This is a genomic window from Buchnera aphidicola (Kaburagia rhusicola ensigallis) (assembly GCA_039830025.1).
Classification (GTDB): Bacteria; Pseudomonadota; Gammaproteobacteria; order Enterobacterales; family Enterobacteriaceae; genus Buchnera_B; species Buchnera_B aphidicola_AW.
The window spans coordinates 26,154-52,629 of record CP140040.1 but is presented as its reverse complement, the minus strand read 5'-3'; the positions used below and the strand labels follow the sequence as shown (position 1 = coordinate 52,629).

16 protein-coding genes, 4 tRNA genes and 1 pseudogene are annotated in these 26,476 nt (G+C 27.1%); 16 read left to right on the top strand and 5 right to left on the bottom strand.

The window, feature by feature from the left end; all coding sequences use genetic code 11:
* Nucleotides 1-64: 64 nt before the first annotated feature.
* Together U0T55_00225 and metF are read right to left on the bottom strand one after the other, a co-directional pair.
* The gene (locus tag U0T55_00225; protein XBC43088.1) at nucleotides 65-1,279 is read right to left on the bottom strand and encodes an argininosuccinate synthase; all 1,215 of its coding nucleotides are present in this window, start codon (nucleotides 1,277-1,279) and stop codon (nucleotides 65-67) included.
* A gap of 400 nt (nucleotides 1,280-1,679) precedes the next feature.
* Nucleotides 1,680-2,573 (bottom strand): methylenetetrahydrofolate reductase, encoded by an 894-nt coding sequence (gene metF / locus U0T55_00220; GenBank protein ID XBC42856.1) that lies wholly within the window; start codon nucleotides 2,571-2,573, stop codon nucleotides 1,680-1,682.
* Between the two features lie 469 nt (nucleotides 2,574-3,042).
* Here metF and murB point away from each other — a divergent pair.
* Nucleotides 3,043-3,867: pseudogene (gene murB / locus U0T55_00215) on the top strand (UDP-N-acetylmuramate dehydrogenase).
* A gap of 115 nt (nucleotides 3,868-3,982) precedes the next feature.
* Here the strand turns inward: murB and coaA are convergent.
* On the bottom strand, nucleotides 3,983-4,786 hold the full coding sequence (coaA, locus tag U0T55_00210; GenBank protein XBC42855.1) for a type I pantothenate kinase: 804 nt from the start codon (nucleotides 4,784-4,786) through the stop codon (nucleotides 3,983-3,985).
* A gap of 189 nt (nucleotides 4,787-4,975) precedes the next feature.
* Here coaA and U0T55_00205 point away from each other — a divergent pair.
* The 14 genes from U0T55_00205 (at nucleotide 4,976) to U0T55_00140 (ending at nucleotide 20,941) form a co-directional block, all read left to right on the top strand.
* A tRNA-Thr gene (locus U0T55_00205) sits at nucleotides 4,976-5,048 on the top strand.
* 26 nt (nucleotides 5,049-5,074) lie between these two features.
* Nucleotides 5,075-5,156: transfer RNA gene (locus U0T55_00200), tRNA-Tyr, on the top strand.
* A gap of 20 nt (nucleotides 5,157-5,176) precedes the next feature.
* Nucleotides 5,177-5,248, top strand: a tRNA-Gly gene (locus tag U0T55_00195).
* Nucleotides 5,249-5,260: 12 nt separating this feature from the next.
* Nucleotides 5,261-5,334, top strand: a tRNA-Thr gene (locus U0T55_00190).
* A 311-nt stretch (nucleotides 5,335-5,645) separates the two neighbouring features.
* Nucleotides 5,646-6,026 (top strand): preprotein translocase subunit SecE, encoded by a 381-nt coding sequence (secE, locus tag U0T55_00185; protein ID XBC42854.1) that lies wholly within the window; start codon nucleotides 5,646-5,648, stop codon nucleotides 6,024-6,026.
* Between the two features lies 1 nt (nucleotide 6,027).
* The gene (gene nusG, locus U0T55_00180; GenBank protein XBC42853.1) at nucleotides 6,028-6,573 is read left to right on the top strand and encodes a transcription termination/antitermination protein NusG; all 546 of its coding nucleotides are present in this window, start codon (nucleotides 6,028-6,030) and stop codon (nucleotides 6,571-6,573) included.
* 199 nt (nucleotides 6,574-6,772) lie between these two features.
* Entirely contained in the window at nucleotides 6,773-7,207 is a 435-nt protein-coding gene (gene rplK, locus U0T55_00175) for a 50S ribosomal protein L11 (GenBank protein ID XBC42852.1), read from the top strand.
* Nucleotides 7,204-7,896, top strand: a complete 693-nt coding sequence (gene rplA / locus U0T55_00170) for a 50S ribosomal protein L1 (protein ID XBC42851.1) — start codon at nucleotides 7,204-7,206, stop codon at nucleotides 7,894-7,896. Before rplK ends, rplA begins: the two co-directional genes overlap by 4 nt.
* 285 nt (nucleotides 7,897-8,181) lie before the next feature.
* Nucleotides 8,182-8,679, top strand: coding sequence for a 50S ribosomal protein L10 (gene rplJ / locus U0T55_00165; protein XBC42850.1), 498 nt, complete (start codon nucleotides 8,182-8,184; stop codon nucleotides 8,677-8,679).
* 66 nt (nucleotides 8,680-8,745) lie between these two features.
* Entirely contained in the window at nucleotides 8,746-9,114 is a 369-nt protein-coding gene (rplL, locus tag U0T55_00160) for a 50S ribosomal protein L7/L12 (protein XBC42849.1), read from the top strand.
* A gap of 262 nt (nucleotides 9,115-9,376) precedes the next feature.
* Entirely contained in the window at nucleotides 9,377-13,405 is a 4,029-nt protein-coding gene (gene rpoB, locus U0T55_00155; GenBank protein XBC42848.1) for a DNA-directed RNA polymerase subunit beta, read from the top strand.
* An 81-nt stretch (nucleotides 13,406-13,486) separates the two neighbouring features.
* Nucleotides 13,487-17,704 carry a DNA-directed RNA polymerase subunit beta' gene (gene rpoC, locus U0T55_00150; GenBank protein XBC42847.1) on the top strand — a complete coding sequence of 1,406 codons (4,218 nt, stop codon included), beginning with the start codon at nucleotides 13,487-13,489 and terminating at the stop codon, nucleotides 17,702-17,704.
* Between the two features lie 711 nt (nucleotides 17,705-18,415).
* Nucleotides 18,416-19,984 (top strand): bifunctional phosphoribosylaminoimidazolecarboxamide formyltransferase/IMP cyclohydrolase, encoded by a 1,569-nt coding sequence (gene purH / locus U0T55_00145; GenBank protein ID XBC42846.1) that lies wholly within the window; start codon nucleotides 18,416-18,418, stop codon nucleotides 19,982-19,984.
* Nucleotides 19,985-20,077: 93 nt separating this feature from the next.
* On the top strand, nucleotides 20,078-20,941 hold the full coding sequence (locus U0T55_00140) for a YicC/YloC family endoribonuclease (GenBank protein ID XBC42845.1): 864 nt from the start codon (nucleotides 20,078-20,080) through the stop codon (nucleotides 20,939-20,941).
* Nucleotides 20,942-21,541: 600 nt separating this feature from the next.
* Here U0T55_00140 and metE read toward each other — a convergent pair.
* Entirely contained in the window at nucleotides 21,542-23,812 is a 2,271-nt protein-coding gene (metE, locus tag U0T55_00135) for a 5-methyltetrahydropteroyltriglutamate--homocysteine S-methyltransferase (protein ID XBC43087.1), read from the bottom strand.
* A 277-nt stretch (nucleotides 23,813-24,089) separates the two neighbouring features.
* Nucleotides 24,090-24,896, bottom strand: coding sequence for a Cof-type HAD-IIB family hydrolase (locus U0T55_00130; GenBank protein XBC42844.1), 807 nt, complete (start codon nucleotides 24,894-24,896; stop codon nucleotides 24,090-24,092).
* A gap of 188 nt (nucleotides 24,897-25,084) precedes the next feature.
* Here U0T55_00130 and glmU point away from each other — a divergent pair, with 188 nt between their 5' ends.
* Nucleotides 25,085-26,437, top strand: a complete 1,353-nt coding sequence (gene glmU / locus U0T55_00125) for a bifunctional UDP-N-acetylglucosamine diphosphorylase/glucosamine-1-phosphate N-acetyltransferase GlmU (protein XBC42843.1) — start codon at nucleotides 25,085-25,087, stop codon at nucleotides 26,435-26,437.
* Nucleotides 26,438-26,476: the final 39 nt, after the last annotated feature.

The following is a 26,476-nucleotide window of genomic DNA, read 5'->3' as shown; positions in this document are numbered from 1 at the left end:
ATATGTGCTCCATTAACAATATTATATTAAAAAATTATAAATTTACTTTCAATACTTGCATAAACTAACAAGAATTATTATTTATTGCTCGTAGTCTGGAAGATAAAGAAAACAATTTTATAAAACCATGCGCATCAGATTGGTGATAAACATTATCCATACCAAATGTAGCGAAATCTTTAGAATATAAAGAATTAGGAGAAGATCTCTGAATAGGAGTAACTGTTCCTTTATACAATTCTAGTATGACCTTTCCATTTAATTCTAAAGATAATTCAGTTGCTGATGCTTGAAGAGATCTACGAATAGGACTAAACCAATTTCCATTATAAATGACATATGACATTTCCAATCCAAGCATTTGTCTCCATTTAAAACTATCCTTGTCTAATACCAATTGCTCAATAGCACGTAATGCGCAAAATATTATTGTGCCTCCTGGAGTTTCATAACATCCCCTTGATTTCATACCTATTAATCGATTTTCAATTATATCAACACGACCAATTCCATGTTTTGATCCTATTTCGTTTAATTTTTTTAAACACTGTAATGGAGTTAAATAAATATCGTTTACAGCCATTACGCAACCATTTTTTATTATCAAAGAAACAATTTCAGACGTATTCGGTGCATCTTTAGGATCTACAGTCCATACCCAACAATCTTTTTTACATTGATTCCATGGATCTTCAAGAATTCCACCTTCTGTTGAAATATGCAATGCATTTTCGTCTCTGCTATAAATCTTATTAAGAGTAGCAGTTGTTTCTATATTTCTTTTTTTTAAATAAAATAATAATTCTTCCCGCGAACGCAAACTCCATTCTCTCCAAGGAGCAATAATTTTTAAATGAGGTGCTAATGCAGCATATGTTGTTTCAAAACGAACCTGATCATTACCTTTTCCAGTTGCTCCATGACATACACTATCAGCTCCTAACTTTAATGCAAGTTCAACTTGAGCTTTTGCTATAATTGGACGAGCTAAAGCTGTTCCTAACAAATAATTTCCTTCATATAATGCTCCAGTTTGTAATACCGGATAAACATAATCTTTTACAAATTCTTCCTTTAAATCAACAATAATACATTGCGATGCCCCAGACTGTAATGCTTTTTTCTCAATGCTATCTAGATCATTGGGAGACTGACCCACATCAGCCACGAAAGCAATTACATTTGAATGATAGTTTTCCTTAATCCAAGGAATAATAGCTGATGTATCTAATCCACCTGAATAAGCTAGTACTACTTTACTAACTATTTTATTATTAATCATTATAAACCTCAATTATTAAAATACTATAATTTAAGTTGAAAATATTAAAACAAATTTTGCAATAAACATAATCGTTTTTACAAAAATATGAATATCAAGAATATTTATGACATATGACAATCATAATACAAACATAACATAATACATAAACCATATACCACTTATGCAAGAACCCTAATACCTATAAACATGAAAATAGTTGTATTATATTAATAGCTATCGCGAAGAAATAATTGAAACATGCTATCTCTTTAATAAATCATATTTTTAAATTAGAAATTTAAAAATGCATAGCGTAATCTACCCTAAAATAAACTCAATTTTATAAAAAAATAAAACTAAATAAATTAATAAATATTAAATAAAAATATATATAAAATTATCTGCCATGAAGATTTTATAAAAACTTGTACTTCAATCCTAATATATGACAAACAGAAATAACTATTTCTGACTTATTTAAAGTATAAAAATGAAAATTTCTTATCCCTTCTTTATACAAAACTTTTACAATATCTATAGTAATACTTGCACCTATAATTTTACTTATTTCAAAATTATTTTCCAATCCATCAAACATATGATAAATCCACTTTGGAATTGTCACATTACTAATTTTAGAAAAATTACATAACTGTTGAAAATTAATAATAGGAAAAATGCCTGGAATAATGTCTATAGTAATGCCATTTTTCACACATAAGTCTCGAAAACGTAAAAAGTGATCTACGCTAAAAAAAAATTGAGTAATAGCACGATTAGCACCAGCATCAATTTTTTTCTTTAAATTCACTAAATCGAAATGCGCATTACAAGCTTCAGGATGTACTTCTGGATAAGCAGCGACAGAAATATCAAAATCAGCTATACTTTTTAACAATTTTATTAAATCAACAGCATACATTTTAGACTGATCTTTGTAATTCTCAATATCTCCTCTTAGAGCTAAAATATGATGAAAACCACCGTTCCAATACTTTTTTGCAATTATAACTAATTCATCTTTAGTTAATCCAGCGCAAGTAAGATGAGGAACTGTTTCAATTCCAGTTTGATTCTTTACTTCATTCGCAACATCATATGTGCGATTTCTTTCTCCTAGAAAAGCACCACACGTCACTGTAAAAAAAACGGGATGTAAAAATTTTAATTGATTAATTGTATTCCACAAAGTTTTCTGTGCAGTCTGATTTTTAGGAGGAAATAATTCAAAAGAAACACTTATTTTACCATGAAAATTTACTAAATACTCATTTAATACTTCATAATAACGCGAATTCAATAAATGCATACTATAATTCCTTTTGAAACTGAATGATTTAAAAAATTAAAATTTTATGTCATATGTATCATTAAAATATCAAAAAAATAAAGATTTGAAAAAATATTAATTTTATACGTTTTCATAAAAATAATATATTTTAAACAACTTATAAAAAACACAACCGGGTTATATTTAATATGATATAATTATACTAAACACAACTACAATTTCATAATAGATTTCAAACAAATACCCATTATCTAAAGTTAGCATTTCTAAAATTTAGTTTAAAAGTACAGATGAAAACCAAAAAATAACATATGAAAAATCAATCTTTAAAAAAATTTCATACATTCCAAATCAATGTATATGCCAAAAAAATTATTATAATAAAAAACATAAATACACTTATTAAAGAATGGAATTCATGTAAAAAAAAACATCTTTTTTATTTTTAGGAGAAGGTAGTAATACACTATTTTCTGAAAATTATAATGGTACGGTAGCCATTAATAAAATGACTGGTATCCAGATTACAGAAACAAAAAAACACTGGCTAATATATGTCAAAGGAGGAGTAAATTGGCATCATTTAGTCACATACATGCTTAAAATAGGAATTTATGGATTAGAAAATTTAGCATTTATTCCTGGAACAGTAGGAGCAGCTCCAATAAACAATATAGGAGCATATGGACTAGAGTTTAAAGATATATGCCATTATGTAGAAATCTTTTCTTTAGACTTACTAAATACAATTAAAATAAAAGCTCAAAACTGTATATTTAAATACCGTAATAGTATTTTTAAAAATACAAATTATTATAATTACATTGTTTTAGCCGTTGGAATAAAATTACCAAAAAAATGGAGCCCAAATACTTTCCACTTATCCTTAAAAAACCTAAATCAAAAAACTACAACTGCTCATGAAATATTTAATTATATCAAAGAAATAAGAAAAAACAGACTACCCGATCCAAAAGTAATTGGAAATGCTGGTAGTTTTTTTAAAAATCCTATTGTTAACAAAAAACATGCAAAAAAGTTATTATCTAAATATAAAAATTTACATTATTACCCTGAAAACAATGACAATATAAAAATTTCAGCAAGATGGTTAATCGAAAAATGTCAATTAAAAGAATATTCAATTGGTGGAGCGCAAGTATATAAAAAACAAGCATTAATATTAATTAACAAAAATAAAGCTACAGGAAAAGACGTATTAATTCTTGCTGATATCATACAAAAAAGGGTCAAGAAAAAATTTGACATTACTCTTGAACCAGAAATTAAAATTATAAAAAATAATTACTAAAAAATTAATTCTATATAAAAGTCAATTTTTGAATCATTTGGAATGTTATAATATAATCTATACTCAAACTATAAAATTTAGTATTATATCAGAAAAACATTTAACTGCATTAACACTAGTTCATATTTTTAAATTGAACACAATCAATACTGTGATTACACCGTTTTTTTATAACACAATCAGCATATCTTTTCGTAGGTGAAATATATTGTTTTAAGTTCTTATAATTAGTATTATACCATACCTCCATAGCGCTATTGATAACTTCTTTATAAGACATGTGAGAATAAAAATTAAAAAAAGAGCTAGAATGAGATTGCGACATATGTTTTAATTTCAGAAAACGACTCAGATACCATCCAATTAATGAGGTATCATTTGCATCAATATAAATAGAAAAATTAAAAATATTCGATAGGTAACTCAAATCTTTTCTTTTATATAAAAAAGGACATAAAATATGCAAACCTTCTATAATAAAAATGTCTGATGCATAAATAACTCTATGATAATTAGGAATTATATCATAAAAAAAATGAGAATATACAGGAATAATCATATTTGCAACGCCTGACTTTGCATCTAAGAAAAACCTCACTAAAAAATCAATATTATACGTTATAGGAAATCCTTTTTGCGACATTAATCCTAATGTATTTAAAACTTTATTAGGATATAAAAAACTATCTGTATTGATTACAGAAATAGTTTTTTTAATAAAATATTGTTGTAATATGATACGTAACCATTGAGAAATAGTACTTTTTCCAGATGCTACACTTCCCGAAATGCCTATAATATAGGGTATTTTATGCTTTTTTGTAAAATTTTTTGTGTATATTAAATCATGACACATAATATCTCTAACTAAAAAATGTAGAACATGATCGATATTAGAATTCAAAGTAAAAATTATCATGAAAATTTAATTTCAACGTTTAAGTACGTAGATAAAAATATTATTTCATAAACCAAGTATTTTTTAAAATAATTATTTAAATTAGTTATAAATTTATATGTAATTTATTTACGCAAAAAATAATATAGAATTATTATCAAATTTTTATTGCATAAAATTAAATCTATACGTAATATGTTAATCGTAAATGCCGGTTTAGCTCAGCAGGCAGAGCAACTGACTTGTAATCAGTAGGTCACCAGTTCGATTCCGGTAGCCGGCAAAATAGTTCATCAAATAATTAACATTGGTGGGATTCCCGAGTGGCTAAAGGGAGCAGACTGTAAATCTGCCGTCATAGACTTCGAAGGTTCGAATCCTTCTCCCACCATAATAAAGAATATTTTATTTGCGAACATCGTATAATGGATATTACCTCAGCCTTCCAAGCTGATGATGCGGGTTCGATTCCCGCTGCTCGCTAAAAAATCGCCTGCTGATATAGCTCAGTTAGATAGAGCACACCCTTGGTAAGGGTGAGGTCCCCAGTTTAAATCTGGGTATCAGCAAAATATTATTAGAAAATCTATACTTTTATAAAATAACTATTTTTATAAAAATATCTAAGTATCATTCCGAAATATTTTACGTATTTTATAACCAAACACCACTTAAATATATTAAAATTATGATTTTTATTGTATATAATAAATTTATATTCATATAAAAAGCTATATAATGATTGAATCATTACCACTAACAAATCAAAAGTTAAATCCATTTCAATAAAAATATCTTTATTATTGTTCCTTATAATAGAAAAATGTTATCGTATTACCATGCAATATAATTATATATAATTAATATTATAGGATGACAAATGACCAAAATAATCGAATTCTATAAAAATTCTTATTTTTTAGAAATAATTAAGTGGTTTAGCATAGGAACGTTAATATTATTAACTTTTATAAATTACTATTGCACTAACTTATCTTTATTGTTACGCGTAATCATAATAATATCTTTAATTAGTTTGACTACAGGAATATTATATCTAACAAAACAAGGAAAAAAATTTTTTTTGTTAATTTATGAATCAAAAAAAGAAATAAAAAAAATTACTTGGCCTAATTTAAGAGAAACATTTCATACTACAGTGATCGTAATAATTGCAACTTTCATCATATCCTTAAGTTTATGGGGATTAGATAATATTTTAATCCAATTTGTATCATTCGTAACTAGTTTAAGGTTATAATATGTATAAGAATCAAAAACAACGCTGGTACGTATTGCAGGCTTTTTCTGGTTTTGAAGGACGCGTGGCACAATCAATACGCGAACATATTAAATTGCATAATATGGAAAACTTATTTGGAGACGTAATGGTACCAACTGAAGAAGTTGTAGAAATTAAAGCAGGACAGCGTAAAAAAAGCGAATATAAGTTTTTTCCTGGATATGTTTTAATTCAAATGACTATGAACGATTCTAGTTGGCATTTAATTCGAAGTATACCTCGCGTGTTAGGATTTATAGGAGGAACTTCAGATAAACCTTCTCCCATTAGTGATAAAGAAGTAAATATTATCATAAATCGACTAAAACAAATCGGAGACAAACCACGACCTAAAACATTATTTGAACCCGGAGAAATGGTTAGAGTGAATGATGGTCCATTTTCAGATTTTAATGGAATAGTAGAACAAGTAGACTATGAAAAAAATAGATTAAAAGTATCAGTTTCTATATTTGGAAGATCTACTCCTGTAGAATTAGATTTTTGTCAGGTTAAAAAAAATTAATATTAAACTATAAAAAATTTTAAAAAACCAACTATATGTTTAATAAAAATTGCTACTTGCTATAATTAACTTAAAGTAAAAACCTACATCTTCTAACATATCTTGTATCAAAAATATATTAATATACGCATTTATTACTTATTTACTTTAAAAATATGAAAGTAATTAATTTATATATTTAAATAGTGAGAAAATTATCATGGTTAAAAAAATACAAGCTTATATTAAATTACAAGTTTCAGCTGGTATGGCTAATCCTAGTCCTCCAGTAGGACCAGCTTTAGGACAAAAAGGTCTCAATATTATGGAATTTTGCAAATCATTTAATGAAAAAACTAATAATTTAGAAAAAGGATTACCTATTCCTACTATAATTACTGTATATTCAGATCGATCTTTTTCTTTTATTACCAAAACACCACCTGCTTCTATTTTATTAAAAAAAGCCGCAGGAATTAAATCTGGTTCTTCTAAACCTAATACAGAAAAAGTAGGAGAAATAACTTATCAACAAGCAGTAGACATTGCTAAAGTAAAAGAAATCGATATGACAGGATCTAATATTAAAAATATAACTAAATCAATTATAGGAACAGCTCGTTCTATGGGTTTAACTATCAAGGAAAATAAATGAAAAAAAAAACTAAAAGAATGAAAATAATGCACAGTTTAGTGGAAGAAAAAAAAAATTATGATATTGAGGAAGGTATTACACTACTCAAAAAAATAGCAACTTCTAAATTTAATGAAAGCGTAGATGTATCTATTAATTTAGGTATTAATCCTAAAAAATCTGATCAAAACATTCGTAATAGTACTATATTACCCCATGGAACAGGAAAATCTGTCACTATAGCAGTTTTTACTCAAGGAGCTAATATTAATATTGCAAAAAAATGTGGTGCAGAATACGTAGGATTACATGATTTAATAGAAAAAATTAAAATTGGAAATATAAATTTTAACATTGCAATTGCTTCCACAGATGTCATGCGTATTGTAAATACGTTAGGACCCATACTTGGACCTCGCGGTTTAATGCCCAATCCAAAATTAGGAACAGTTACTGATGATATTAAAACAGCAATTACGAATGCTAAAAATGGTCAAATAAACTATAAAAATGATAAAAATGGAATTATACATACTACAATAGGAAAAATTAATTTTGCAAATAATAAAATACAAGACAATTTTCATTCCTTAATAGCAGCTTTACAAAATTCAAAACCTAAAAATTCAAAAGGTCCATATATTAAAAAAATAACTATTTCTACAACTATGAGTTTAGGAATTTGCATTAACTGCAACAATTTAAGATAAATAGTTAACTGATTTTTACTTTACGATAAAAGAAAAGTTCTCTATAATGAAAAAATTCATGTCTAAATTAATATGCGTAATTAATATTTTCAGATTAAAACATTTAAATAATGTTTATTTTATCTTAACATTAAAATATACAGTTTAATTTTTTTTTGTTAATTAGTCAAAATAATAAAATATTTCAAAAATATATCAATTAAAAGGTTAACTTTTTTATATGTAATTCCTATTCAGAATAATGTTGTTTTACAGTATTAACTAAATTTAGGAGTACATAAATTAATGGTACTAAACTTTCCAAAAAAAAAAGAAATAGTTTCTAAAATTCATAATATAACTAAAAAAGCATTATCAATAGTTATCGCTGATTCAAGAAATATAAAAGTAAATAATATAACTGAATTACGAGTATTAGCTAGAAAAGTAGGAGTAACATTAGGAGTTTTTAAAAATACTTTAGTTAATTTAGGCATTAAAAATACTCAATTTGAATGTTTGAAAGAACTACTCATCGGTCCTGTGTTAATTGGTTACTCTATAGATCATCCAAGAAGTGCTGCAAGACTTTTTAGAGAGTTCTCCATAAACAATACTAACTTTAAAATTCTTGGAGCTGTCTTTAAAGGAAAAATACTACCTTCATGCAACATTGGTGAACTAGCAGATATACCTACATATAAAGAAGTAATTAGTAGATTAATGATAGTTATGAAAACAACAGCTATAGGAAAGTTAATACAAATTCTTGTATCTATAAAACAATTAAAAAATAAAAAATAGAATATAATTTATATTCTGAGAAATAACATTTAAAACTATTTTTGGGTATTATTAGGAATAAATACCATGTCCATAACAAAAGAGCAAATTTTAGAAGCCATATCAGAAATGTCAGTAAAAAATGTTATCGAATTAATTTCTGACATGGAAAAAAAATTTGGTGTATCAGCTGAGTCATCTATAAATTCTTTATCTTCTTCAATTACAAAACCCGTAGAAGAAAAAACAGAATTTGACATTATATTAAAATCAATTGGTGGAAATAAAGTATCAGTTATAAAAGCTGTAAGAAGTTCTACTGGCTTAGGGTTAAAAGAAGCAAAAGATCTAGTAGAATCAGCCCCTACTGTAATTAAAGAACGCATCACTAAAATAGAGGCTGAATCTTTAAAAAAAATTTTAGATGAAACAGGTGCTGAAGTAGAAATTAAATAAAAAAAATTTTTTAAATTATTGATTTAGATTATGTACATTATTTGCTGGTGATTCTAAGTCACCAGCCTTTTCCGTTTAATTGTTTAAAATTTACAATTACCTTTTAATATTTATAACATTCTTGAGTTATACAATTACTTTATTATCCTTTATTTTATAAACAACATGTAATTCACAAAAAAAGATTTTTGGAAAAATTCAAAATTACTATAGTTATTTGTAAAAGTATAATAATAATTCTATGAACTAATCAGGGAATCCTATGGTTTACTCTTATACTGAAAAAAAACGTATTCGCAAAGACTTCGGCAAACGTCCACAAGTGCTTGATATACCATACCTTCTTTCTATTCAACTCAATTCTTTCCAAAAATTTATAAAACAAGATCCTAACGGTTTACATGGATTAGAAGCTGCATTTCGTTCAATATTTCCAATTACTAGTTATAATGGTCACGCTGAATTGCAATATATAGACTATCATTTAGGAAATACTATTTTTGACGTAAAAGAATGCCAAACTCGAGGTACTACTTATTCAGCACCACTGCGCGTAAAATTACGCCTAATCATATATGAACGCGAAACGTTAGAAAAAACAATTAGATACGTTAAAGAACAAGAAGTATACATGGGAGAAATTCCATTAATGACAAAAAATGGAACATTCATCATCAATGGAACTGAAAGAGTTGTAGTATCTCAATTACATCGAAGTCCAGGCGTATTTTTTGATAGCGATAAAGGAAAAACACATTCATCAGGAAAAGTCTTATATAATGCACGCATTATTCCATATAGAGGGTCATGGTTAGATTTCGAATTTGATCCAAAAGACCACTTATTTATTCGTATTGATAGACGGAGAAAACTACCTGTAAGTATTCTTTTAAGAGCATTGAATTTCACTACAGAAGAAATTTTGAATATATTTTTTAAAAAAAATATTTTTAAAATGTTTCCTAAAAAAATCATAATGGAGTTAATTCCTACAAGATTACGTGGAGAAACTGCAACTTTTGATTTTAACAGCAAAAATAAAACTTACATAAAAAAAGGCCAACGTATTACTGCTCGACACATTAATTTATTAAAAAAAGATAATATTACTTCTATAGAAGTACCAATAGAATACTTAGTAGGAAAAATATCAGCGAAAAATTATTATAATAAAAAAACCAAAGATATTATTGTACAAGCTAACTCTGAACTCAATACTGAAATAATTAAAAAATTAAAATTAAATGGCTATTCTGAAATTCAAACAATATTTACTAACGATTTAGATCATGGACCATACATTTCTGAAACATTAAAAATAGATCTTACACAAGATCGACCTAGCGCATTAATTGAAATTTATCGAATGATGCGTCCTGGAGAACCTCCAACACGTGATGCTGCAGAAAACTTATTTGAAAATCTATTTTTTTCTGAAGAAAGATATGATCTTTCATCAGTTGGACGGATGAAATTTAATCGTTCTTTACTAAGAACAAAAATAGAAGGGAAAGGAACTTTAAGTAAAATAGATATTATCGATGTAATAAAAAAATTGATTGATATTAGAAATGGAAAAGGAAATGTTGATGATATTGATCATTTAGGAAATAGAAGAATAAGATCAGTAGGAGAAATGGCAGAAAATCAATTTAGAATAGGATTAATACGAGTTGAAAGAGCTGTGAAAGAAAGACTATCTTTAGGAGATTTAGACTTACTCATGCCTCAAGACATGATTAATGCTAAACCAATTTCAGCCGCTATAAAAGAATTTTTTGGATCTAGTCAATTATCTCAATTTATGGATCAAAACAACCCATTATCAGAAATTACACATAAACGCCGTATTTCTGCATTAGGACTAGGTGGGTTAACTAGAGAAAGAGCTGGATTTGAAGTGCGAGATGTACACCCTACACATTATGGTCGAGTATGTCCAATTGAAACCCCAGAAGGACCGAATATAGGTTTAATAAATTCTTTATCTGTGTATGCAAGAACAAACATATATGGTTTTTTAGAAACTCCCTATCAAAAAGTAAAAGAAGGAACCATAACTAATGAAATAGAATATCTTTCTGCTATTGAAGAAGGAAATTTTATCATTGCACAAGCCAACACTAACTCAAATGAAAATGGTTGTTTTACGGACGATTTAGTAACATGTAGATATAAAGGCGAATCTAGTTTATTCCATAAAAATCAAGTGAACTATATGGACGTGTCTACTCAGCAAATAGTCTCTGTGGGTGCATCATTAATTCCATTTTTGGAACACGATGATGCTAATAGAGCTCTGATGGGTGCTAATATGCAACGACAAGCAGTTCCTACACTTATATCAGACAAACCATTAATAGGAACTGGAATGGAACGAACTGTAGCTATTGACTCAGGAGTAACAGAAATAGCTCAAAGAGGCGGAATAATTAAATATATAGATGCATCTAGAATTGTCATTAAAGTTAATACAGAAGAAATGCTTCCTGGAGAAGCAGGCATAGATATTTATAACCTTACAAAATACACTAGATCTAATCAAAACACATGTATAAATCAAATACCATGTGTATCTTTAGGAGAAAAAATAGAAAAAGGAAATGTATTAGCAGATGGTCCATCAACCGATTTAGGAGAACTAGCTTTAGGACAAAACATGCGCGTAGCTTTCATGCCTTGGAATGGATATAACTTTGAAGACTCTATCTTAATTTCAGAAAAAGTTGTTCAAAAAGATAAATTTACTACAATTCATATTCAAGAATTAGCATGTATCTCTAGAGATACCAAATTAGGATCTGAAGAAATCACATCAGATATACCTAACGTAGGAGAAGCTGCACTATCTAAATTAGATGAATCAGGTATTGTCTACATCGGAGCTGAAGTAAATGGAGGAGATATCTTAGTCGGAAAAGTAACTCCAAAAGGTGAAACACAATTAACGCCAGAAGAAAAATTATTAAGAGCTATATTTGGAGAAAAAGCTTCCGATGTCAAAGATTCTTCTTTAAGGGTTCCTAATGGAGTATCTGGAACAGTTATTGATGTACAAGTATTTACTCGAGACGGAGTAGAAAAAGATAATAGAGCACTAAAAATAGAAAATATGCAACTTCAAAAAATTAAAAAAGATTTAACAGAAGAATTTAAAATATTTGAATTCAGCATATTTAACCAAATAAAATCAATTCTATTATCGTCAGGAATGGACATAAATAACTTAAATAAATTATCTAAAAAAGAATGGTTAAAAATTTCTGTAAATGACAAAAAAAATCAAACAAAATTAATACAACTATCTTCGCAATACGACGATCTTAAAAAAGAATTTGAAACAAAATTAGAAATTAAACATAAAAAAATTACTCAGGGAGATGATTTAACTCCTGGAGTTTTAAAAATTATTAAAGTTTATTTAGCAGTAAAAAGACAAATTCAACCTGGTGACAAAATGGCTGGACGTCATGGAAATAAAGGAGTAATTTCAAAAATTAATCCTATAGAAGACATGCCATATGATCAAAACGGAGTACCTATAGATATTGTATTAAATCCTTTAGGAGTTCCATCTAGAATGAACATTGGACAAATTTTAGAGACTCATTTAGGACTAGCGTCAAAAGGAATAGGAGATAAAATCAATGAAATGTTGGAAAAAAATGATTCTATTGCAAATATTCGAAATTTTATCCAAAAAGCCTTTAATTTAGGTGAACACATCCGACAAAAAGTTAATTTAAACACTTTTTCCGATGATGAAATACTATGTTTAGCACAAAATTTTAGACATGGTATGCCTATTGCAACACCTGTCTTTGATGGAGCAAGAGAAAATGAAATAAAAGAATTATTAAAATTAGCCAATTTACCTTCTTCTGGACAAATAACTCTCTTTGATGGACGAACCGGTGAAAAATTTGAAAGACCAGTAACTGTGGGTTACATGTATATGCTAAAACTTAATCACCTTGTAGATGACAAAATGCATGCAAGATCTACTGGATCTTATAGTCTAGTCACTCAGCAACCATTAGGTGGAAAAGCCCAATTTGGAGGACAAAGATTCGGAGAAATGGAAGTCTGGGCTCTAGAAGCTTATGGCGCTGCTTATACTTTACAAGAAATGCTAACAGTAAAATCAGACGATGTTAGTGGAAGAACTAAAATGTATAAAAACATAGTAGATGGAAATTATAAAATGGAACCAGGAATGCCCGAATCTTTTAATGTTTTATTAAAAGAAATCAGATCTTTAGGAATTAACATAGAATTAGAAAATGATTAAAAATACAAAATTAACGTTTTACAATATCTTATTATCTAGTGTAATTATCTTCAAATATTTCACTTTTCCGGGAACTAATTCGTGAAAGATTTATTAAAAATTTTAAAATCACAAATTAAAACTGATGAATTTGATGCAATAAAAATTGCTCTTGCTTCTCCAGATATGATTCGCTCTTGGTCGTTTGGAGAAGTTAAAAAACCAGAAACTATTAATTATAGAACCTTCAAACCAGAAAGAAATGGATTATTTTGCGCGCGAATTTTTGGTCCAATAAAAGATTACGAATGTTTATGCGGAAAATATAAAAGATTAAAACACCGTGGAGTAATTTGCGAAAAATGTGGTGTTGAAGTTACTCAAAGCAAAGTTCGCAGAGAACGCATGGGACATATCGAATTGGCTTCACCAATTGCGCATATTTGGTTTTTAAAATCTTTACCATCCAGGATAGGAATATTGCTAGATATGCCATTACGCGATATTGAAAGAGTTCTTTACTTTGAATCTTATGTTGTAATTGAAGAAGGAATTACTAATCTTGAAAAAAATCAGATTCTAACTGAAGAACAATATTTAAATGCATTAGAAGAATTTGGAGATGAATTTAATGCGCAAATGGGTGCAGAAGCAATACAAGCGTTATTAACTAATATAAATTTAATACCAGAATGTGAAACCTTAAGAAAAGAATTACATAACAGTCATTCCGAAACAAAAAGAAAAAAACTAACAAAACGAATTAAATTATTAGAATCATTTATACACTCGCATAATAAACCTGAATGGATGATATTAAATGCGTTACCTATTTTACCGCCTGATCTGAGACCATTAGTTCCATTAGATGGAGGACGATTCGCTACATCTGATTTAAATGATTTATATCGTAGAGTTATCAACAGAAACAATCGTTTAAAACGTTTATTAGAATTGTCAGCACCTGATATTATCGTTAGAAATGAAAAAAGAATGTTGCAAGAAGCAGTAGATGCATTATTAGATAATGGTAGAAGAGGTAAAGCTATAACAGGATCAAATAAACGTCCACTTAAATCATTGTCTGATATGATTAAAGGAAAACAAGGTCGATTTAGACAAAATTTACTAGGGAAAAGAGTAGATTATTCAGGAAGATCAGTAATTACTGTTGGACCTTATTTACGTTTGCATCAATGTGGTTTACCTAAAAAAATGGCCTTAGAATTATTTAAACCATTTATTTATGGAAAACTAGAAATACAAGGATTAGCTACTACAATTAAAGCAGCTAAAAAAATGGTAGAACGTGAAGAATCTATTGTGTGGGATATTTTAGACGAAGTTATTCGCGAACATCCAGTATTACTTAATCGAGCACCTACTCTGCATCGATTAGGAATTCAAGCTTTTGAACCAGTTTTAGTAGAAGGTAAAGCTATACAATTGCATCCACTAGTATGTGCAGCATATAATGCAGATTTTGATGGAGATCAAATGGCTGTACATGTACCACTAACATTAGAAGCTCAATTGGAAGCACGATCTTTAATGATGTCTACGAATAATATTTTATCGCCTGCTAATGGGGAACCCATCATTGTACCTTCTCAAGATGTTGTATTAGGACTATATTACATGACTCGAGAAAAGATAAATGCCAAAGGAGAAGGTATGATATTAAATAGTCCAAATGAAGCTGAAAGAATATATCGTATGGGATTAGCTAAACTTCATGCTAAAGTTAAAGTTCGAATTTCAGAATATAGTTTCGCAGAAAATAAAAACCTTTTAAAACAAAAAAAAATTATAAGTACTACTGTAGGAAGAGCAATTTTATGGATGATTGTACCTAAAGGATTACCTTTTTCTATAGTAAACCAAACATTAGGAAAAAAATCGATTTCTACTATGCTTAATACTTGTTATCGAATATTAGGATTAAAATCAACTGTATATTTTGCAGATCAAATTATGTATACAGGATTTGCGTATGCTGCACGATCAGGTGCATCAGTTGGAATTGATGACATGGTCATCCCAGAAAAAAAAGCTGACATTATTACAGAAGCAGAAATCGAAGTAGCAGAAATACAAGATCAATTCCAATCAGGATTAGTTACTGCAGGTGAGAGATATAACAAAGTTATTGACATTTGGGCAACTGCTAACGAACGTGTTGCAAAAGCTATGATGAAAAATTTGTCCACAGAATTAGTAGCTAATAAAGAAGGAAAAATCATAAAACAAACTTCTTTCAATAATATTTTTATGATGGCAGATTCAGGTGCTAGAGGATCTGCAGCTCAAATTCGGCAATTAGCCGGAATGAGAGGATTAATGGCTAAACCAGACGGATCTATTATTGAAACACCTATTACAGCTAATTTCAGAGAAGGACTTAATGTATTACAATATTTTATTTCCACTCACGGTGCACGCAAAGGCTTAGCTGATACTGCTTTAAAAACTGCTAACTCAGGATATTTAACTCGTCGTTTAGTTGATGTAGCCCAAGATTTAGTAGTTACTGAAGAAGATTGTAATACGCACGAAGGTATCATTATGACTGCTATAATAGAAGGGGGGGATGTTAAAGAACCGTTAAGAGAAAAAGTGTTAGGTCGTGTAACAGTAAACAACATACTAAAACCTTATTCTGCTAATATACTAATACCTAGAAATACATTATTAAACGAAAAATGGTGTGATATTTTAGAAAAAAATTCTATAGACAGCGTAAAAGTAAGATCAGTTGTTAATTGCGAAACAAATTTTGGTGTATGTGCTCATTGCTATGGAAGAGATTTAGCTAGGGGAAAAATAGTTGAAAAAGGTGAAGCAATTGGAGTTATTGCCGCACAATCTATTGGAGAACCAGGTACACAACTTACAATGCGTACCTTTCATATTGGAGGTGCTGCTTCTAGAGCTGCAACAGAATCTAACATACAAGTTAAAAATTTTGGAAATATAAAACTAAACAATGCTAAATCTGTAATTAATTCAGAAGGAAAAATAATTATTACTTCTCGTAACGTCGAATTACAGGTTATTGATGAAGTTAGAAGAACTAAAGAAAGTTATAAAGTTCCATACGGAGCTATATTGGCCAAACAAGATAAAGAAAAAGTAAAACCAGGAGAAATAGTAGCAAAATGGGATCCTCACACCATTCCAGTAATTTCTGAGGTAAATGGATATGTCAAATTCATCGATATGATTGACGGGCAAAGCATTACTCGGCAAACTGACGAATTAACAGGTTTAACATCTATAGTTATCTTAGATACATCAGAGCGAACAACAATTGGAAAAGATTTAAGACCATCATTAAAAGTTATTGATTCTAATAACAATGATGTATTAATTACTGGAACTGACATGCCAGCACAATATTTTTTGCCAGGAAAAGCAATAGTACAAATTGATAATAACATTAAAATTAGATCAGGAGATACTTTAGCTAGAATCCCTCAAGAATCAGGAGGTACAAAAGATATTACGGGGGGTTTACCAAGAGTAGCTGATCTTTTTGAAGCACGTCGCCCAAAAGAACTAGCTATTTTAGCTGAAATTAGCGGTTTTATCTCCTTTGGAAAAGATACTAAAGGGAAGAATCGATTAATTATTACACCATACGATGGCAATAATTCTTATGAAGAAATGATTCCAAAATGGAGACAATTAAACGTTTTCGAAGGAGAAAGAGTTGAAAAAGGTGACATTATATCTGACGGGCCAGAATCTCCTCATGATATTTTGAGGTTAAGAGGTGTTCAAGCCGTAACAAAATATATTGTAAATGAAGTGCAAGAAGTATATCGTCTTCAAGGAGTCAAAATCAATGATAAACATATCGAAGTAATAATACGACAAATGTTACGCAAAGCCACTATTATTCAATCTGGACACTCAGAATTTTTGAACGGAGAACAAGTTGAATATTCCCGAGTAAAAGTATCTAATAAAAAACTCAACGAGAAAAGAAAAATATTAGCAACATTCTCAAGAGACTTGTTAGGAATTACTAAGGCTTCTCTTGCGACAGAATCATTTATATCTGCAGCCTCTTTTCAAGAAACTACAAGAGTACTTACTGAATCAGCAGTAGCAGGAAAACAAGATGATTTAAGAGGATTAAAAGAAAACGTTATTGTAGGACGATTAATTCCTGCAGGAACAGGATATGCTTACCATAAAAAACGCTTAAATCGTCGTAGAAAAGAAAATACAGCTTCTAATAACATATCATCTTCTTCTATTAGTGCAGAAGAAGCATCTGCCAATTTATCTGAATTATTGAATTCTACCTTGTAAATTAAAACCAGAAATAAACATTTGCTATTTATGTAAATGTTTATTTTTATATACATTATTTTAGAAAAAAAAATGAAGTGTTGTACATGAAGAACATATCGTGAAACACTGTTTTTAGTACATATATTAATATTAAAAACAAAAAACTAATTTTAATTTTTTAATGTTAATTATATTAACAGTTTAAAAAAATATTTTATATTTATATATAAATGAATTTTAGAATATTACTTTTGCACTCTTAATTATCACAAAAATTAAAATATTATATGTTCATTTACATCAAAATATTTAATAGTATAAAATTTATTACTTTAAATTACTTAGTATTATAACGTCATTTAATACCATTATCAAATTAAAACAAACTTAATACAATGAATTAATATCAATTAAAGTACATAATACATTTCAATTCGTTAGTAAAAATTATTATATAAATTAAGTTTATACGATTATCACTCAATATTTGAAATATAAAAACCTATCTTATATATGCTTAATATAACTATAATTAATAATATAATGAACATTATTTAGATACAATAAAAATTATATAATGAAAGTAAAAATATAAAAAATTTATAATATATTAACAATATATATTGTAACTACGAATTAAATAATATTAATTTTTATATTAATATATTTTTAACTTAACTAAAAGTATTTTAATATATAATAAACTACATAGATAAAAAATTTTAACATATGAAAAAAAATACAACAATACGAAACGCATTAATTAGTGTTTTTGACAAAACTGGAATAACAGAATTTGCTCAAAAACTTGTTCAAAACAACATTAATTTATTTGCTACATCTGGAACAAAAAAAATATTAAAAGCTTCTGGAATAAAAGTTACAGATATTTCTAAATATACTAATTTTCCTGAAATAATGTCTGGAAGAGTTAAAACACTTCATCATAAAATATATGCTGGAATATTAGCACGTCCAGATCATGATAAAAACATAATAAATAAATATAATATTATTCCAATAGATTTAGTTATAATAAATTTTTATCCATTTTTTGAAACAGTCAATGAAAAAAAATCCAATCATAATAATATTATTGAATCTATTGACATCGGTGGACCTACTATAATTCGTGCTGCCGCAAAAAATTATGATTATGTTACTATCGTTACTAAACCCCATTATTACAATAATATAGTAAAAGAAATCGAAAAAAACAATAACCAAATTTCATATGAAACGCGTTTAGAATTAGCCCATGCTGCGTTACAGTATATTTTTAATTATGATTATAATATAGTCACATATTTTTCACACTTACATACCAAAAAAAAACATTCTACTTTCAATTCTTTACCTAAATATTTAAATTACATTTTTAAAAAAAAACAAAATTTATCATATGGAGAAAATACACATCAACAAGCAGGACTATATGTAAATTTATTTCACAAATATAATATGGTTCAAATGACAGGAAAAACATTGTCTTACAATAACGTATCTGATGCTGATATAGCTATATCTTGCGTACAAGAATTTAATGATCCAGCTTGCGTCATAATCAAACATGGGAGTCCTTGTGGTGCAGCGATTTCAAAAAATGATCTTTCTGCTTATTTATCTGCTTATAATTCAGATCCTACTTCAGCATTTGGAGGTATAATTTCTTTTAATACACAATTAAATGAAAAAACTGCAAAAACTATCATAGCTACGCAATTTGTAGAACTAATTGTAATTCCAGATATTACTAATTTAGCTCTAAAAGAACTTTCTAAAAAGAAAAATATAAGAATATTAAAATATTCTAACGAATATTTAAGTTCTAATCAATTAAATATAAAATCAATTAACAAAGCTTTTTTAATACAAAACAATTGTTTTAATAATATAGATCAAAAAGATTGGAAAGTAGTTAGTAAAAAATTACCAACTTCAAAAGAAAAACGCGATGCTTTGTTTGCATTAAAAATTGTTAAATATCTTAAATCTAATGCTATAGTTTACGTTCGAAACTTAAAAACAATTAGTATTGGAGCAGGACAAACTAGTCGTATTGATGCTATCAAAATTGCAATAAAAAAAGCTTGTGAACGTAACATAGATTTAAAAAACTCTGTTCTCGCATCTGATGCTTTTTTCCCATTTACAGACAGCATTGACATTATTTCTAAACAAGGTACTTCCTGTATTATTCAACCAGGAGGGTCTATTAGAGATGAAGAAATAATTTCATCTGCTAATCAAAACAATATTTCCATGATATTTACGAAAAAAAGATATTTCAAACATTAAGATAAAAAAATTTTTTAATTTAAATTATTACTTTAGATATGTTTATATATATATTAAATTATTAATTAATATTAAATTTAATGAGGTTAAATTATGATCTATAGCATGACAGGATATGCAAAAGAAAAAATTAACAAAAAATGGGGTAGTGCTATTTTTGAAATTCGTTCATTTAATCATCGTTATTTAGAAATAAATCTTAGGCTATCAGAAGAATTTAGAGAACTAGAACCATTAATTCGTCAATGTATCAGATCCAATTTAAGTCGAGGTAAAATAGAATGCAGTTTACAATTTGAATCTAATAAATATATTATACCCTATCGATCCATTAATACAGATTTAATCAAGCAATTGGTAAAATATATTAAATATATTAAATTAAATATACCAGATGGAATAATTAATATAATTGACTTATTAAATTGGCCGGGAGTAATAAATTTAAAAAACGATAACGTAAATAAAATTTCTTTTGAATTATTAGAATTATTTCAGGCAACTATAAAACAATTGTTAAAATTTAGAAAAAACGAAGGTATTAATTTAAAAAAATTAATAGAAGAAAAATTATTTTTCATAAAAAATAACGTAAGCAACATAAGAAACAATATAACTCAAATTGTAAAATGGCAAAGAAAAAGAATCTTAGAAAAGATAGAAGAACTAAAAATAGATATTGATCCAAATAGATTAAATCAAGAGTTATTTTTTATAATACAAAAAACTGATATTTCAGAAGAATTAGATAGAATTGATATACACGTTTTAAAAACTATCTCTATACTAGAAAATAACGAACCTATTGGGCGTAAATTAGATTTTATCATGCAAGAACTTAACAGGGAAATTAATACGCTATCTTCAAAATCTTCAAGTTTTGATATTCATTCGTCTGTTATAGAAATTAAAGTACTCATTGAACAAATTAGAGAACAAAGTCAAAATATCGAATAAATTTTAATATTTATTTATATCCATGATAAAACATCATATCTGATAAATTACAAAATTTTAAGTATAAAAATATAAATTATTTGTATTAAAATTATAAAAACTAATAGCATTTAGTTTCAAAATAATTCTTATTCCATGTAATTTGTAAAATTAATTATTGTTATTTAATTTTATTACTAAATAGTAATAAACAATTATAGAACAAAATAATTATTTATATTGAAAATAAATAATTTTATGTTTCTATAACATAAAAACTAAAAAATAAAAAGTTTTAATAATACTCTATTTTATTAAAATATACATATTAAATGTTCTAATTTATAAATATAATATTGAATATTTTAACAGTGCACTTGTACATAACGTTTAGAAATGTATATCTAAATTACTAAATTCCAAAATAATGTATCGTAATGCTAACTATTAAAATATAATGTTTAACTAATGATTACTGTAAAATAATTACAAAATTTGTTACTTTATTTTTATAAAAAATATGGTTAAAGCAGCAAAAATTATTAGACAAGATTATAATTAGTAATATAATTAAAAAAACGACGCATTAATTAAAATACTATCGTTTTTTTAATTATATTACTAATTATAATCTTGTCTAATAATTTTTGCTGCTTTAACCATATTTTTTAATGATAACTTCGTAGTTTTCCAATCTCTTGTTTTTAATCCACAATCAGGATTCACCCATAACCTTTGTATTGGAACATAATTTATAGCTTTTTTTAATAATGTAGTCATCCATTTTATATTTGGTATACTAGGCGAATGAACATCATATATACCTGGACCAATTTCATTTGGATATTTAAAATTTTTAAAAAACTCTAATAGTTCCATATCAGATCGTGATGTTTCAATAGTAATAACATCTACATCTAACAAAACAATTGCATTCATGATATCATTAAATTCGCAATAGCACATATGAGTATGAATTTGCGTATCATCTCGAACACCAGAATAAGTTAATCGAAATACCTCAATAGACCAAGACAAATATCGATCCCATAAGCTACGACGTAATGGTAACCCTTCCCTTAACGCAGGTTCATCAATTTGAATAATACTTATTCCTGAACTTTCTAATTCTAATACTTCATCACGTAAAGATAATGCTATTTGTTTTGCTATATTTTCTTTAGGTAAATCTTCTCTTAAAAAAGACCAACACAAAATAGTGATAGGACCAGTTAACATACCTTTTACTGGCTTATTAGTCAAAGATTGAGCATATGTAATCCATTTTTTAGTAATAGATTTTGGACGACTAACATCACCAATAATAATAGGTGGTTTAACGCATCTTGATCCATAACTTTGAACCCAACCATTTTCAGTAAATGCAAAACCATTTAAATTTTCGCCAAAATATTCTACCATGTCATTACGTTCAAATTCACCATGAACTAATACATCAATATCTAATTCTTCTTGCAAACTAATAACTGATGCTATATGTTTATAAAGTGTACTTTGATACTGTTCACAACTAATATTTCCTTGTTTAAAATTAAATCGTAGTTTTCTTATCTCTTTCGTTTGTGGAAAAGAACCTATAGTAGTAATTGGAAGAATAGGTAAATTTAATTTTTTCTTTTGTTGTATTGATCTAATTGAATATATATTTTGTCTTTTACTATCACTTGAAGAAATTGTATTAATTCTATTTTGTACTAATGCATCATTAACTAAATTTGAATTACAACGAGAATAGATTGGTTGACACCAAATATCTATCATATCTGTAATATTATTATTTAACGCATCTCTTAAAAAAGATAGTTCTTGACATTTTTGTAAAGCAAAAGAAAACCAACTCTTAACTTCTATATTCAAAGATTTTTCATATTCGAGATCTATAGGAGAATGTAATAATGAACAAGAAGAAGCAATCCATATTTTTTTTCTAAACATTAAAAATGATTTTAATTGTTTAAACCACTGAACTAAATCTGAGCGCCAAATGTTTCTTCCATTTATTACACCTAATGATATCAACCAATCTTCAGGAATTTGAGAATTTAATAAAGACAAATTACATTTTCCAGAAACTAAATCTACATGTAATCCTTGTATAGGTAACTTGCATATGATATCTAAATTATGATTAATACTTCCAAAATAAGTTGTTAACAATAACTTGCTATGCCCTAATAAACTTTCATAAACAGAATAAAAAGATTTTTTCCATTTTTCAGGCAATTCTAATGTTAAAATAGGCTCATCAATTTGAACCCATTCAATATTTCTATTTTTAAGTTGCAATAACAAATATTGATATATCGGAATAATTTTGTGCAATAAATTTAACCGATCAAAATAGGTTCCTCTAACCTTTCCTAACCACAAATATGTTAATGGACCTAAAATAATAGGTTTAACATTATTATATAATAACAATGCTTCATCTACTTCTTCTAATAATTGCATCCAAGAAAAATTAAAATGCGAATTAACGGTAAATTCAGGAACAATATAATGATAATTAGTGTCAAACCATTTCGTCATATCTGATGCAGGAATAGATTCTTTATTAACAGAACATCCACGAGCTATACGAAACAAAGTATCTAAAGTGATTGTATCATCTTTGTTTGCATGCCTTTTAGGAATATTCCCCAATAACATTGTCATTCCTAAAACATGATCATACCAAGCAAAATCACCTACAGAAATAAAATCTATGCCTTTTTGTTGTTGTTGCTCCCAATGACGTTTCCGTAACATCTTCCCAACAGAAAATAATTCATCTTCAGAAATTTTACCAGACCAATAATTTTCTTGCGCAACTTTCAATTCACGCTTAACACCAATTCTAGGAAAACCTAGAATATGATTAATAACCTTCATATTGCAAGCCTCATGCATTAACGATACAAAATGTAATCCTGGCAATTGTTCTTCTAAATTTAAATGAAAACCTAAATAATAATTACATTTTGATTAAAAATGTCTTTATATATTTAAAATTTTTTAAATAATTAATGGAACTAAAATATTCACATTTAAAATATAATTATGTATATAACAAAAACTAATGTGTAAAAATAAAGATATTTAAAAAAATTGCATAAAAAATCACTTCTTATAAATATAAAATATAAATATATAAATCCTATAATTAAAATTAATAATGTAAAAAAAACTTGTTTAAATAACGCGCTACTCCATCTTCTGAGTTACTACCAATTATTTCGGCATTAGGAAGAGAATGTTTTAAAACTGCAGTTCCATTTTTCATAATGCAACCTTTTCCAGACATTTGCAACATTTCTTTATCGTTCATTCCATCACCGAAAGATAAACAATTTTTTAACGAAGATCCTAGTAAATCAGATACTAATTTTAAAGCATTTCCTTTAGAAACCATACAAGACATGACTTCTAAACAATTAGAACAAGAAAAACAAACATTCACCATATTTTCAAATTGACGTACAATATATTTTTTTAAAGATAATAATTTATGAATATTTGTACTAATAAAAAAAATTTTGCTAATGTCTTGATATTGTAAACACTTAATATCAAATAATTTATAGTTAAAACCAAATGATAAATATAACTCTATTCTATTAAAAACGTTACGATTGATATACCAAGAATCATGAGAATACAGTTGAATTAATATATCCTGTTCTGATGACAACATTGTGATCAACTTTAATACAATATTTTTATCAAGATCACAACTATATATTAATTGATTATAGGGATCATAAATTCTAGCTCCATTAGAAGTAATAAGAAAAGATAATACGTCTAGGGTACTTCTAATTTTTTTTGCTTCAATATAATGTCTACCTGTTGCTATTACAAAATGAATTCCTTTTTTGACTAGCGTTTTAATAATATTTTTCGTATATTCAGTTATATGATATTTTGGTGACAATAAAGTTCCATCTAAATCAGATGAAATAATATGATAATACATAGTGTCCTTAATGTATACTAATTACTAGTATAACTATACCTGATAATCGAAATAACTAATTATACACAATTCACTATAAATAATATTAAAGATGTTTGATACTTATTTAAAAACCACTATCATATATTTAATAAAAATTCATAATAATCTATATAAAAAAAGCAAAATAATATTAGGAATAAATATATATGTCAAATAAAAACTTAATCGTAATTATTCTTGCTGCTGGAAAAGGCACAAGAATGCATTCTGACTATCCCAAATTACTTCATCAATTAGGAGAAAAACCTATTTTGCAACATGTAATAGACTTAGCAAAATCTATTACTCCAAAAAAAATTTATTTAATATATAATCATCAATATAAACATTTTAAATCTACTATTACTGATTCTTGCTTAACCTGGATAAAACAAAAACAAACGTTAGGTACTGGAAATGCTATATATCAAATGATCCATATCTTAAAGGATCACGAAAATTATCTTATTTTATATGGAGATATGCCATTAATATCTAAAAAATCTATAATAAAATTAATACATTCCAAAGAAAAATCGTCTATTAGTCTATTAACTGCTAAATTAAAAAATCCAGAAAATTATGGAAGAATTATTAGAAAAAAAGGAAAAATAATTAAAATAATAGAACACGCAGATGCTACTCAAGAACAATTAAAAATCCGCGAAATTAATTCTGGTGTTTTTATCACTACTGGAAACCACTTAAAAATTTGGATAAAACAAATAAATAACAAAAATATAAAAAAAGAGTATTACATAACCGATATAATTTACTTAGCATATCGACAAAAAAGTACTATAAATAGTATAAATCCTAAAAATAAACATGAAATAATAGGCATAAACAATAAACTCCAATTATCAATAGCAGAAAAATGGTATCAACAAAAAAAAATTAATAATTTATTATTATCTGGTGTTACAATTTACAATCCATCAAATTTTAATATTCGAGGTACATTAAAATGCGGAAAAAACGTAGAAATCGATAATGGAGTTATCTTAAAAGGAAACGTTATATTAGGTAATTCAGTAAAAATTGGACCAGGTTGTGTTATAAAAAATAGTATTATTGGAAATCATTGTTGTATTAAAGCATATACAATAATTGAAGAAGTAACCGTTTCGAATAATTGTATTATTGGTCCCTTTTCTCATTTGAGAAACAGAACAGTGCTTAATGATAACGTTCAAATAGGAAATTTTGTTGAAATTAAAGAATCGAAAATAGGTTATAAATCTAAAATAAAACACTTAAGCTATGTAGGAAATTCTAAAATTGGAAGGAAAGTTAACATAGGAGCAGGAACTATTTTTTGCAATTATAATGGAAAGGACAAATTAAACACTATTATAGGAAACAACGTTTTTATTGGATCAAACTGTCAATTAATTGCACCTATTACTATTGCAAAAAATACCATTATTGCAGCTGGTACTACAGTTATAAAAGATGTCAAACAACCCAGTTTAGTATATAACAAAAAGGAAGAGATACAAAAAAAAATAAAACCTTAATAAAAAACAAAAAAATTATTTTTCAATAAATAAAATATG